The following is a 13071-nucleotide window of genomic DNA, read 5'->3' on the forward strand; positions in this document are numbered from 1 at the left end:
TCAACCTCAAAGCTGGGCCACGATTGCGCGGTAATCCGCCGCCAGCGTGGCCTGAAGAATCTCTTGCGGATAGTCGTCGGTCACCACGGCTTCGCCCATATGGCGCAGCAGGACCAGGCGCAGACGACCGTCGAGCACCTTTTTATCGACCGCCATGTGTTCCATGAAATGGGCCGGGGTCATTTCGGCCGGAGGCACCACCGGCAGGCCGGCGCGCTGGAACAGGCGAATGCCGCGGTCGCGCTGCGCCTGGCTGATCCAGCCCAGGCGCATGGACATTTCCAGGGCCATTACCGTGCCAGCCGCCACGGCTTCACCGTGCAACCACACACCATAGCCCATGTGGGTTTCGATGGCGTGGCCAAAGGTGTGACCGAGATTGAGCGTGGCACGCACGCCCGACTCGCGCTCGTCAGCCCCCACCACGGCCGCCTTGGCCTCGCAGGAGCGCTGGATGGCGCGGGTCAGTGCAGCCTGGTCGAGCGCACGCAGCGCATCGACATTGTCTTCGAGCCAGCCCAGAAACGGCTCGTCGCAGATCAGGCCGTACTTGATCACCTCGGCCAGGCCCGCCGACAGCTCGCGCGGCGGCAGGCTCTTGAGGCTGGCGGTATCGATCAGCACTGCGTTGGGCTGATAGAAGGCACCGACCATGTTCTTGCCCAGCGGGTGGTTGATGCCGGTCTTGCCGCCCACCGACGAGTCCACCTGGGACAGCAGCGTGGTGGGCACCTGGATGAAGTCCACGCCGCGCTGGTAGCAGGCGGCGGCAAAGCCGGCCATGTCGCCGATGACCCCGCCGCCCAGGGCGATCACGGTGGTGCGACGGTCGTGACGTGCCGTCAGCAGGGCGTCGAAGATCAGTTGCAGGGTTTCCCAGTTCTTGAAGGCCTCGCCGTCGGGCAGCACCACCGGCAGTACCGAATAGGCCCCCAGGCTGTGGGTGAGGCGTTGCAGGTAAAGGGGCGCGACAGTCTCGTTGGATACGATGGCGACCTGCTTGCCGGCAATGTGCGGCGCCAGCAGTTCAGGCTGATCCAGCAGGCCTTCGCCGATGTAGATCGGGTAGCTGCGTTCGCCCAGTTCGACCTTAAGTGTCTGCATGTGTCCCCACAAAGAACAAAGGCGCGGCATCGAAGACCCGACCCGCGCAATAACGAAGTGCCCTGCCAGGGCATGACTGGCCGCCGAGGATAGTCAAGCCTTAACGGGGCGGCAACTTCTGCAAGCGCTCCAGAATATCCAGAACCACCATGCGCGGCGGCCGCTCGTCGGTTTCCACCACCAGGTCGGCGATTTCCCGATAAAGCGGGTCGCGCAACTCGAGCAAGGCACGCAGCGTGGCCTCCGGGTTGGCCGTGCGCAGCAGCGGACGGTTGCGGTCGCGGGCGGTACGCCCCACCTGCTGCTCCACCGAGGCGTGCAGATAGATCACGCGCCCCCCGGCATGCAGCGCCGCACGGTTGGCATCGCGCATCACCGCGCCGCCGCCGGTGGCCAGCACCACGCCGTCGGCCTCGCACAGCTCGGCGATCATCGCCTGCTCGCGATCACGAAAGCCGGGCTCGCCTTCCTTGTCGAAGATCCACGGGATGTTGGCGCCCGTGCGCAGCTCAATTTCCTTGTCGGAATCCTTGAACGGCAGGCGCAGCTCTTTGGCCAGCAAGCGACCGATGGTGCTCTTACCGGCACCCATCGGCCCTACAAGTATCAAATTTCGCACAGAATCAACGACTCACAGCAATCGCCCGGTCACTCATGATACGCGGAGTCAGGAAGACCAGCAGCTCGGATTTTTTCTCTTGGATGACAGCGCGACGAAACAGCCGCCCAACATACGGCACATCGCCGAAAAATGGCACCTTGTCGACAACATTACTTTGCACGGTGGCATACACCCCGCCGATCACGATGGTCTCGCCATCCCCCACCTGAACCTTGGCATTCACCTCGTTCTTGCGGATCGGCGGCACGCTGTTGAGGGCATTGAGGTAGTCCGGCTCGTCCTTGGTGACCTTGACCGTCATGATCACCCGGTTGTCGGCCGTGATCTGCGGGGTCACCTCCAGCGACAGCGAGGCCTCGCGAAAGGTGGTGGACGTAGTGCCGTTGGCCCCCGACTCCTGATACGGCACCTCGGTACCCTTGAGGATGCGCGCGGTTTCCTTGTCGGCGGTGACCACCTTGGGCTGGGAGATGATTTCGCCATTGCCGGTCTTTTCCATCGCGCTGAGCTCCAGGTCGAGCAGCACACTGTCGCGCACCAACCCCAGGCCGATACCCGAGGTGGCCCGTTCCACCCCCAGGTCGACGAACGGCAGCCCGTCGGCGGCCAACCCGCCTGCGCGCAGGCCGCCGCCCAGTTGCACCGCCCCGCCCCAGCGCACCCCCAGGCTTTTTTCGTAATCGACATTGGCCTCGACGATGCGCGCCTCGATCATCACCTGGCGAACCGGTACATCGAGCTGCGCGAGCAGCCGCCGCAGGTAGGCCAGGCGTGCCGACGGCTGGCTGGCAATGATGGTGTTGGTGCGCTCGTCGACCGTGATCGCGCCGGGGTCGTCGTCCTCGACCATGGCCTGGAACAGCTGCACGATGTCCCCGGCCCGCGCATGGCTGACCGTGAGCAGTTCGCGCACCAGCGTGGGCGGGGCCTGCGCAGCACGGGTCAGGGTATCGTGCCCGGCCAGTTCGGCCAAAGGCGCCACCAGCAGCACGTTGCCCTCCTGACGCCGACCCAGGCCCTTGCTGCGCAGCACCAGGTCCAGTGCCTGTTCCCAGGGCACCTCGTGCAGGCGCAGGGTCACCTTGCCCTGTACTGCATCACTGGCCACCAGGTTGACCCCGGTGAAGTCGGCCAGCACCTTGAGCACCGAACGCACCTCGACATCCTGGAAACTCAACGACAGCGACTCGCCGCCATACCCTGCCCCCTCGGCCCCAAGCCCTGCACCTGCTACCGGCAGCGCCACCATCAGTACCGCACACAGGCGGAACATCCTGTTCATCCACGACCTCCCTGGTCAGTTGACGACGTGTCGAGCCACCCCATTGGCTTCGATCACCTGCGAGCGCTCCACCCAGCCGGCGCCCTCGACCCATACCTGCTCCTCGAGCTCGACCTGCTGCGCATCGATGCGCACCACCCGCCCCTTGTCCGGCCCCAGCCGGTCACCTTCGCGCAACGGGTACAGCGCCCCCGCAACACGGATCAACGCGACCCCGCCGCGACGGTCGGCCAGGTGCCCGACCAGTTCCATCTGTTCCAGCGGCACGTGTTCCAGCGCAAATTCGAGCGCTGCGGGCGGCGGCGCGGCAAAGGGATCGCGCGCCTCCGCCAGCACCGGCGCCGGCTGCGCCACGGGGTCGACCGGCAGGCCGGACGCATAGGCCTTGAGGTGCATCTGCAGACGCAGCTGCCCACGCCCCGCCTGCGGCGCCAGGTGAAGGTCATGCAGGGTCACGCGTTCAGGCAGTGTGGCCAGGGCGTCGACAAAACCGGCCAGCGCGGCGAAGTCGCCCACCACCTGCAGGTGCACCGGCATTTCGGCATGCAGGGCCTGCGGGTGCGCCGGCAACACTTTCACCTGCTCGAACACCAGGCCCCGCCCGGCCCGGGCGACAGCCTGCAGCAGGCCAGGCATGCCGCCCGCTGGCAGCAGCCGGGCCTGGGCCTCCCGCAGGCGTTGCTCCAGGCCGAGCAAGCGGGCCTGCTGCTCGTCCAGCCGGGCGACCTGCTCTGCCTGCGCCTGCCAGGCCTGCTGCAACTCGGCTCCACGCGCCAGCGCCCGCTCAAGCGAAGCGTTCGCCCCGCGCAGGTGCAGCCCATAACCGCTACCGAGCGCCAGCAGCAGGCAAGCCGCCAGCAACAGCGCCTTGTACCGCCGAGGCCACGCTGCCATCAGGTACCAGTCGAGAGCCGGGCTCATGGCTGCACCTGCGCACGGAGGTGGAACACCTCGCCGGCGGCGGTGGCCTTGATCTCCTGCAACTGCACAGCGCCCAGGCCAGGGGCCTGATCCAGATTGCGCAGCAGTTGAGTGACCGACGCCCGCCCCTGTGCCACCCCCTCCAGGCGCAGCGCGCTGCCCTCGAGCGCCAGTGCAGTCAGTTGCAGCCCTTGTGGCACCCGCGTGGCCAGCGGTGCAAGCACCTGACCACCTGGGGATGCGGCGCGCAGCACGGCATCCAGCCCCTGGATGCGCTCCTGCAGCGCATCGCCCCGGGCGGTCAGGTCGGCCAGTTCCGCCAGCGGGCCCTCAAGCCGTGCGATGGCATCGCGCAGGGCCGCATTGGCCTGCCCCTGCTGCGCCAGGCGATAGGCGCCATGCCGGTCCAGCAGCACCACGATGGCGACCCCCAGCAGCAGAGCCACCAGCATCAACCCCTGCAACTGCCGCACACTGCGCTGGCGTTGCCAGGCCCGCCACGGCAGCAGGTTGATATCGCGCCTCACGGTGCACGCCTCATCGCCAGCCCATAGGCCAGCGCCAACGCGGGTTCGGCGGCATCGAACACCGTGGTTTCGATACCCAGCCGACGCTGCACTTCCAGCGCCCGGGCCGAATCGGCAGCCGCCCCGGTCAGCACCAGCCGCGCCGGTGCAGGGCCCTCCAGGGCCTGCAACCAGCGTTCGATGCAGGCAGCCAACGCCTGCGGCACATCGGCCGCTGCACCCGCGTCGGCACGCCATGCCTGGTGCTGTGCATGCAGCGCCCAGTGCCCTGGCTCGACCCGCACCACGGCGACCGCGTCATCGTCCGCCCCGACCGCGCGCAACAACGCCAGGCTGTCGGTCTCGACCACCCGCGCACGCAGGCCTGCCAGCTCCAGTGCCGCCTCCAGCCCATCGAGCCAGCCCTGATGACAGGCATACACCCCCACCGCCTCGTAGCACGGGTCGTGCGCGACCGAGCCGCGGCACTCGAAATCGAAGGCCGCCTCGTCCAGGGCAAAGGGTATGAAAGGTTCGGCCTCATGGCACAGGCGGGCAAACAGGGCATCCTCTGCCAGCCCCGCCGGCACCTGCACGGTCTTGCTCAGCACGGCCGTGGCCGGAATCGCCAGCGCCGCCTCGCGCAAGGTGGCACCGCTGCGGGCCAGGGCATCGCCCAGCACCTGCGCCAGCTGTGCCGGGTCGGCCACCCGGCCGTCCTGCAGCACGCCCGCCGCCATCGTCTGCACGGCCTGCGCACGCACCTCGAAGGACCCTGCCACCTGCCGCAGCTGCAGCAATCGCACCGCGCAACATGAAATATCGATACCCAGCAGTGAACCGGCATCCTTGCCGAAACGTCCAAACATTGGCTTTCCCTGGCATCCGCCTGCTTCGACCGGCCCCCAGACAGGGCACCGGTCAGCCCGTGCACCGCGCAACCCACGCGGCACAGTGAAAATTGCTTATAATGCCCAGCGTTTTTTCTCGTCGATCAGCCCTGCGCTCAATCCATATTTCAAACTGGACACCCCAAAGCCTTGATACGCCTGCTGAAGTTCTTCTGGTGGTCTTTCGTCGCAGTCATCTGTGCCGTCGTGCTCGGTCTGAGCGGCGCGTTTCTGTATCTTAGCCCCAGCCTGCCCTCGGTAGAGGCCCTGAGAAGCATCCAGTTGCAGATCCCTTTGCGGGTATACAGCAGCGATGGAAAGCTGATTGCCGAGTTCGGCGAGATGCGGCGTTCTCCCATCCGTTTCGCCGACATTCCCCCGCATTTCATCCAGGCTTTGCTGTCCGCCGAAGACGACAACTTCGCCAATCACTATGGGGTCGACCCCAGCAGCCTGATGCGCGCTGCAACACAATTGCTCAAGTCCGGACACATCCAGACCGGCGGCAGCACCATCACCATGCAGGTGGCGAAGAACTTCTTCCTCAGCAGCGAACGCAGCTTCTCGCGCAAGACCAACGAAATCCTGCTGGCCCTGCAGATCGAGCGCGAGCTGACCAAGGACGAGATCCTCGAGCTGTACGTGAACAAGATCTACCTGGGCAACCGTGCCTACGGCATCGAAGCCGCAGCGCAGGTGTACTACGGCAAGTCGATCCGTGACGTGAGCCTGGCGCAGATGGCGATGATCGCCGGCCTGCCCAAGGCACCGTCGCGCTTCAACCCGCTGGCCAACCCGACGCGCGCCAAGGAACGCCGCGACTGGATCCTGGGGCGCATGTACAAGCTGGGCAAGATCGACGAAGCCAGCTACCAGGCTGCCCTGGCCGAACCGATCAACGCCAGCTACCACGTGCCGACGCCCGAGGTGAATGCCCCGTACATCGCCGAGATGGCCCGCGCCGAGATGGTCGGCCGCTACGGCAGCGACGCCTACACCGAAGGTTTCCGCGTGACCACCACGGTGCCGAGCGACCTGCAGGAAATGGCCAACAGCGCCGTGCTCGATGGCCTCAGTGCCTACGACCACCGCCACGGCTACCGCGGCCCCGAGTCGCGCCTGCCGGGCAAGACCCAGGCCGCCTGGCTGCAGGAACTGACCAAGCTGCGCCCACTGGGCGGGCTGGAACCGGCCATCGTCACCCAGGTCGACAAGACCGGCCTGCAGGTGCTGACCAAGTCGGGCCAGACCGAGACCGTGGCCTGGGATACCATGAAATGGGCCCGCCCATTCCTCAACACCAACAGCCAGGGCCGCGCCCCGCAGCAGCCGGGCGATGTGGCCCAGGTCGGCGACGTGATCCGCGTGCAACGCACCGGCGAAGGCGAACTGAAGTTCAGCCAGGTGCCGGGCGCCCAGAGCGCACTGGTGACCCTGGACCCGAACAACGGCGCCATCCGCGCTCTGGTGGGCGGCTTCTCGTTCGAGCAGAGCAACTACAACCGCGCCATGCAGGCCAAGCGCCAGCCGGGCTCGAGCTTCAAGCCGTTCGTCTACAGCGCGGCGCTGGACAACGGCTACACCGCCGCCAGCCTGGTCAACGACGCCCCCATCGTGTTCGTCGACGAGTACCTGGACAAGGTGTGGCGACCCAAGAACGACACCAACACCTTCCTTGGCCCGATCCGCATGCGCGAGGCGCTGTACAAGTCGCGCAACCTGGTATCGATCCGCCTGCTGCAGGCCATGGGCGTGGACAAGACCATCGACTACATCGCCCGTTTCGGCTTCAACAAGCAGGACCTGCCGCGCAACCTGTCGCTGGCGCTGGGCACCGCGACCCTCACGCCGATGGAGATCGCCACCGGCTGGAGCGCGTTTGCCAACGGCGGCTACAAGATCACCCCGTACCTGATCGACCGCATCGAAAGCCGCAATGGCGAGACGCTGTTCACCGCCAACCCGCCCAGCGTGCCTCGGGGGCATCAGGACGAGGCCGGGATTGGCGCCGCCGAAACGCCGATCGTCACCGATGCGGCACTGGGCGCCGACGTGAGTGCGGTGGCGCCGCAGGTGCCGGCGGTGGCCGAGCAGATCATCGACGGACGCACCAGCTACATCCTCACCAGCATGCTGCAGGACGTGATCAAGCGTGGCACCGGGCGACGTGCCCTGGCGCTGGGGCGCACCGACCTGGCGGGCAAGACCGGTACCACCAACGAGTCCAAGGATGCGTGGTTCTCCGGCTACAACGCCGACTACGTGACCACCGTATGGAGCGGCTTCGACCAGCCCGAGACCCTGGGCCGTCGCGAGTATGGCGGTACCGTGGCGCTGCCGATCTGGATGAGCTTCATGGGCGCCGCGCTCAAGGACAAGCCGATGCACACGCTGCCGCAGCCTGAAGGCATCCTCAGCCTGCGGGTGGACCCGGTGAGCGGCCGTGCGGCCACGCCGAGCACGCCTGATGCGTACTTCGAGCTGTTCAAGGCCGAAGACACCCCGCCGTCGGTCAACGAGCTGGGTGGCAGTGCGCCAGGCAGCCCGCTGCCGGCGGACGAGTCGGCGCCGATCGATCTGTTCTGATGGGGTAACCCGGGGGCTGCCCTGCAGCCCATTGGCCAGCACAATTACCAGCCCCAAACAAAAAGCCCCGACTCTCGCGAGCCGGGGCTTTTTGCTACAACGCTACAACGGCTCAGCCGTTGAACACGTCATCCACGCTCTTGAGCGGGTAGTTCTTCGGATACGGCAGGGTCGCCACACCGCTTTCGATCGCAGCCTTGGCCACGGCATCGGAAACCACGGTGATCAGGCGTGCGTCCATCGGCTTCGGAATGATGTACTCACGACCGAATTCCAGCGCGTCGACGCCGTAGGCAGCGCAGACTTCCTTGGGCACCGGCAGCTTGGCCAGGTCTTTCAGGGCGTTGGCGGCAGCGATCTTCATCTCTTCGTTGATGCGCTTGGCGCGAACGTCCAGGGCACCACGGAAGATGAACGGGAAGCCCAGTACGTTGTTGACCTGGTTCGGGTAGTCGGAACGACCGGTGGCCATGATCACGTCGCTGCGGGTGGCGTGGGCCAGCTCCGGCGAAATTTCCGGGTCCGGGTTCGAGCAGGCGAACACGATCGGATTCGGTGCCATCGACTTGAGGCCTTCAGGGCTCAGCAGGTTCGGACCGGACAGGCCGACGAACACGTCAGCGCCTTCCAGGGCATCGGCCAGGCTGCGCTTGTCGGTAGCGTGGGCGAACACCGCCTTGTACTGATTCAGGTCGTCACGGCCAGCGTGGATCACGCCGGTACGGTCGACCATGAAGATGTTTTCGATCTTCGCGCCCATGCTCACCAGCAGCTTCATGCAGGAGATGGCCGCAGCACCGGCGCCCAGGCAGACGATCTTGGCATCGGCGAGGGTCTTGCCCGCGATTTCCAGGGCGTTGATCATGCCGGCCGCGGTCACGATCGCGGTGCCGTGCTGGTCATCGTGGAACACCGGGATGTCGCACTGCTCGATCAGCGCGCGCTCGATCTCGAAGCACTCGGGTGCCTTGATGTCTTCCAGGTTGATGCCGCCGAAGGTGATCGAGATGCGCTTGACGGTGTCGATGAAGGCCTGCGGGCTTTCGGCATCGACTTCGATGTCGAACACGTCGATACCGGCGAAACGCTTGAACAGAACACCCTTGCCTTCCATCACCGGCTTGGACGCCAGTGGGCCCAGGTTGCCCAGGCCGAGGATGGCGGTGCCGTCGGAAATGACTGCTACCAGGTTGCCCTTGCCGGTGTACTGGTAGGCCAGCTCCGGGTCACGGGCGATTTCACGTACTGGCTCGGCAACACCCGGGCTGTAGGCCAGCGCCAGGTCGCGAGCAGTCGCGGTCGGTTTGGTGAGCTCTACGCTCAGTTTCCCCGGACGAGGCTGAGCATGGTATTCGAGAGCGGCAGTTTTCAAATCTGACATGATGGGCATTCCGCTTTTACTGTTCTGACGGACCGCCGAGGATACGCAAAGAGCAATGGGCCGACAAGACTGCCCGGTCACTTGTGTCAAGGCCTTTAGCCTACGACTTTAAGCCAAGAGCCGCAGCCCGCAAGGCTTTCAGTGTGTACAATCCATTTTTAAAATGTTCACAATTTATTATCTTTATTGTCTTTCCAGCATCGTCGGGTCGGTGAGTGGCAGCATCCAGCGCGCCTGACCCGGCTTGAGCCCGCCCTTGCGGGAACGATCCAGCACCCAACCGCGGGCTTCGACGCGTCGGCCTTCGAGACCGCCGGTGAAATCAGGCGCAAAATTGCGCGACAACCTGGCCGGCACCTGAAGCACCAGCGAATGGCCCAACTCGATCCAGATGGCGCCACCCCTGTGCTCGACCGACTGAACCTGGCCAGCGACCAGCGCAAAGCCGGCCTGGCGCAGGTGCCCCGGCGCGATCACCGGCGGCTGGCCCCACAGCCCCGCGCGGGCGCTGCGGGCGGCCTGTTCAGCCTGTTGATGGCAGTCGCGCAGGGCGATGTTGGGCGCTACCGCGATGCGATAACCCAGACCCTCACCCAGCAGTTGTTCTTCCAGATTGTGACCAGAGCGGTCGAACACATGGGCCAGGGTGCGCTTGTATTTGTCGCGCGGCTCTGTACCCGGCAGCAGCTCGACCCGCCCGCCACTGGCCTTGACCAGGGCCTGCAAACGCTGGCGCGCGGCCACCGCATAGGGCTCGCTGGGCCGCCCCTTGCGCCCGATCTCGGGAGCATTGATGCCGATCAGGCGCACATTGCGCCCATCCTTCAGACGCAAGGTATCGCCGTCGATCACCTGGCGTACCGCAACGCTCTGCACCCCGCCCTGGAGGTCGGCCGGCAGCGTACACAGCGCCTGCGCCGGCAACTGCCAGATCGCGGCCACAAAAAAGGCGCCCACCAGGGACGCCTTCTTCAACAGCATTGCCAAGCCCATGGGGCCAGCTTCGCGCCGTCTTACTTCTTGGCACCGAACATGCCGAAACGGTCGGCGAACTTCTGTACGCGGCCGCCGGTGTCCAGCACTTTCTGCTTACCGGTGTAGAACGGGTGGCACTCGTTGCAGACGTCGGTGGCCAGTGGGGCGCACAGGGTCGAACGGGTCTGGAACACATTGCCGCAGCTGCAGGTGACTGCGACTGCTTCATAATTCGGATGAATTTCTGGTTTCATGGTCACTTCCTCGACTGCGTGCCGCCACCCAACACCATTGTTGAATACCGCACGTAATTAGGCGGCGAATAATACCAGAGCATGCCATCAGCGCAAGTTGTCGCTTGTACCGACTGTCGTCTGCTAGGCTCGGCGGCTACCGAATTGCCCTTCAGAGACCCTGCGCGTGTCCGACGTCATCCTTCGCCTTGCCTTGCCCTCGCCCCTGCGGCGGTTGTTCGACTACAGGGCCCCGGCAAGCATGGCGCACACCGCATTCACCCCCGGCATGCGCCTGCGCGTGCCGTTCGGGCGCCGCGAGATGATCGGCATCCTGGTGGAGGTGTGCGAGCACAGCGAGGTGCCCGCAGACAAACTCAAGCCCGCCATCGCCCTGCTTGACCCGGTATCGCCGATACCGCCAGCCCTGTTCAAGCTGTGCGTGTGGACCGCGCAGTACTATCAGCACAGCCTGGGTGACACCCTGAGCTGGGCGCTGCCGGTGCTGCTGCGCCAGGGCGAGCCGGCCGAAGCGCACCAGGAACGCTTCTGGCAGGTGGCCCCGGGGGCGCGCCACGACGACCCGCGCATCGCCCGCGCACCGCGCCAGCGCGATGCCCTGGCCACCCTCGCGCAGCATCCGCACGGCGTGGCCCACGGCCTGCTGAGCAAGCTCAAACTGAGCAAGGACAGCCTCGACCTGCTGCTGGCCAAGGAGCTGGTGCAGGTGGAGGTACGCCGGCATGCCCCGCCGGCGCGCCACGAACACTGGCTGGCACAGCCCGAACTGCCGCTCAACGATGAACAGAAGGCGGCGTTTCAGGCGGTGCAGGCAGGGTTCGGCAGCTTCCATGCCTTTCTGTTGGCCGGGGTCACCGGCAGCGGCAAGACCGAGGTCTACCTGCAACTGATCCGCGAGACCCTGGAGGCCGGCAAGCAGGCGCTGATCCTGATTCCGGAGATCAACCTCGGGCCGCAGACCCTGGCGCGCTTCGAGCAGCGCTTCAATGCGCGCATTGCCCTGCTGCATTCGGCAGTCAACGACCGCGAACGCCTCAAAGCCTGGCTGGCAGCCCGTGATGGCGAGGCCGACATCATCATCGGTACCCGCTCGGCGCTGTTCACGCCCATGAAGAACCCGGGCCTGATCATCATCGACGAGGAGCACGACGGCTCCTACAAGCAGCAGGAAGGCCTGCGCTATCACGCCCGCGACCTGGCCCTGGTGCGCGCGCACCAGGAGCACATCCCGATCCTGCTGGGCTCGGCCACGCCATCGCTGGAAAGCCTGCACAACGCCTACTCCGGCCGTTACGGCCTGCTGCGCATGAACCACCGCGCCGGCGGCGCCAAGGCGCCGCGCTTCCTGCGCCTGGACGTCAAGAGCCGGCCCCTGGACAGCGGCATCAGCGGGCCGATGCAACAGGCCATCGGCCAGACCCTGGCCGCAGGCCAGCAGGTGCTGGTGTTCCTCAACCGTCGCGGCTTTGCCCCCACGCTGCTGTGCCACGACTGCGGCTGGCTGTCGGAATGCCCGCGCTGCGATGCGCGCATGACCGTGCATCAGCGCTCCGGCGAACTGCGCTGCCACCACTGCGGCTATGACGAACGCGTACCGCGCCAGTGCCCGCAGTGCAACCATGTGGACCTGCGCCCGGTAGGTGCAGGCACCGAGCGCGCCGAAGAGCGCCTGAGCATTCTGTTTCCGGATATACCGGTGCTACGCGTGGACCGCGACAGCACCTCGCGCAAGGACGCGATGAACCAGCTGTTCGCCACAGTGCAGCGCGGCGAGCCGTGCATCCTGGTCGGCACCCAGATGCTGGCCAAGGGGCACCACTTTCCGCGGGTCACCCTGGTGGCGATCCTGGATGCCGATGGCGGGCTGTTCTCCGGGGATTTTCGCGCCAGCGAGCGCATGGCCCAACTGATCGTGCAGGTGGCAGGGCGTGCCGGGCGTGCAGAGGAGCCAGGCAAGGTGATCATCCAGACGCACCTGGCCGACCATCCTCTATTGGTACAGCTTACCGAGCAGGGCTATTTCGCGTTTGCCGAACAGGCCCTGAGCGAGCGCCGCGCCGCCGGCCTGCCGCCCTTCGCGCACCTGGCGCTGCTGCGCGCCGAGGCGCACAAGCCGGGGCAGGCCGAGAGCTTTCTCGACGAGGCCTGCAGCGCCGCCGAGCAGTTGCTGGCAGAGCACGACCTGCACGGCATCGAGCTGCTGGGCCCGGTGCCGGCGCCGATGGAGCGACGGGCGGGACGTTTTCGTGCGCAATTGTTGTTGCAGGCCAATGCAAGGGCATCCTTGCATCGTCTGATGAGCGCCTGGCTGTTAGTGTTGGAGCAGATGCCGAGCGGGCGACAGGTGCGCTGGTCGCTGGATGTGGACCCGGTCGACCTGTACTGACCGCTTCGTCGGCAACGCCGGCTCCTACAGGTTTGATGAGCCCTGGCCCTCTGCAGAGCCTGCATTGTCGGCCAAAGGGCCCTAAAGGTTGGCAACCTCGCCCCGGCAACGGATAATACCCAGTTTTTCCACCTGCGCATCCAGGCGCCGCCGCGCTTGCGGTC

General features: G+C 66.0%; 11 protein-coding genes. 2 read left to right on the forward strand and 9 right to left on the reverse strand.

Annotated elements, in window-relative coordinates; translation table 11 throughout:
• Positions 1-6: 6 nt before the first annotated feature.
• The 6 genes from aroB to pilM form a co-directional block, all read right to left on the reverse strand.
• Complete coding sequence (aroB, locus tag KH389_RS25320; RefSeq protein WP_043859938.1) at positions 7-1104, reverse strand: 3-dehydroquinate synthase; 1098 nt, start codon at positions 1102-1104, stop codon at positions 7-9.
• A 100-nt stretch (positions 1105-1204) separates the two neighbouring features.
• Complete coding sequence (gene aroK, locus KH389_RS25325; protein WP_043859939.1) at positions 1205-1723, reverse strand: shikimate kinase AroK; 519 nt, start codon at positions 1721-1723, stop codon at positions 1205-1207.
• Positions 1724-1727: 4 nt separating this feature from the next.
• Positions 1728-3008: a type IV pilus secretin PilQ gene (locus tag KH389_RS25330; RefSeq protein ID WP_420831945.1), complete on the reverse strand. Its 1281-nt coding sequence runs from the start codon at positions 3006-3008 to the stop codon at positions 1728-1730.
• 15 nt (positions 3009-3023) lie between these two features.
• Entirely contained in the window at positions 3024-3929 is a 906-nt protein-coding gene (locus KH389_RS25335; protein WP_213606460.1) for a pilus assembly protein PilP, read from the reverse strand.
• Positions 3926-4456 carry a PilN domain-containing protein gene (locus tag KH389_RS25340; RefSeq protein ID WP_213606462.1) on the reverse strand — a complete coding sequence of 177 codons (531 nt, stop codon included), beginning with the start codon at positions 4454-4456 and terminating at the stop codon, positions 3926-3928. Before KH389_RS25340 ends, KH389_RS25335 begins: the two co-directional genes overlap by 4 nt.
• A complete protein-coding gene (gene pilM / locus KH389_RS25345) occupies positions 4453-5304 on the reverse strand; it encodes a type IV pilus biogenesis protein PilM (protein ID WP_213606464.1) in 852 nt (283 codons plus the stop codon). The genes KH389_RS25340 and pilM overlap by 4 nt, the downstream gene beginning before the upstream one ends.
• Before the next feature lie 174 nt (positions 5305-5478).
• Here pilM and KH389_RS25350 point away from each other — a divergent pair, with 174 nt between their 5' ends.
• Positions 5479-7911 carry a penicillin-binding protein 1A gene (locus KH389_RS25350; RefSeq protein ID WP_173925097.1) on the forward strand — a complete coding sequence of 811 codons (2433 nt, stop codon included), beginning with the start codon at positions 5479-5481 and terminating at the stop codon, positions 7909-7911.
• A 112-nt stretch (positions 7912-8023) separates the two neighbouring features.
• Here the strand turns inward: KH389_RS25350 and KH389_RS25355 are convergent, their stop codons facing one another.
• The 3 genes from KH389_RS25355 to rpmE form a co-directional block, all read right to left on the reverse strand.
• On the reverse strand, positions 8024-9292 hold the full coding sequence (locus KH389_RS25355; protein ID WP_043860148.1) for a malic enzyme-like NAD(P)-binding protein: 1269 nt from the start codon (positions 9290-9292) through the stop codon (positions 8024-8026).
• A 183-nt stretch (positions 9293-9475) separates the two neighbouring features.
• On the reverse strand, positions 9476-10273 hold the full coding sequence (locus KH389_RS25360) for a thermonuclease family protein (protein ID WP_244988662.1): 798 nt from the start codon (positions 10271-10273) through the stop codon (positions 9476-9478).
• A gap of 32 nt (positions 10274-10305) precedes the next feature.
• Positions 10306-10521 (reverse strand): 50S ribosomal protein L31, encoded by a 216-nt coding sequence (rpmE, locus tag KH389_RS25365; RefSeq protein WP_043860144.1) that lies wholly within the window; start codon positions 10519-10521, stop codon positions 10306-10308.
• 166 nt (positions 10522-10687) lie between these two features.
• On the opposite strand from rpmE, the gene KH389_RS25370 reads away from it, so the two are divergent.
• Positions 10688-12907 carry a primosomal protein N' gene (locus KH389_RS25370; RefSeq protein WP_213606468.1) on the forward strand — a complete coding sequence of 740 codons (2220 nt, stop codon included), beginning with the start codon at positions 10688-10690 and terminating at the stop codon, positions 12905-12907.
• Positions 12908-13071 lie beyond the last annotated feature (164 nt).

It is taken from the genome of Pseudomonas qingdaonensis (assembly GCF_018398475.1).
Taxonomy (GTDB): Bacteria; Pseudomonadota; Gammaproteobacteria; order Pseudomonadales; family Pseudomonadaceae; genus Aquipseudomonas; species Aquipseudomonas palmensis.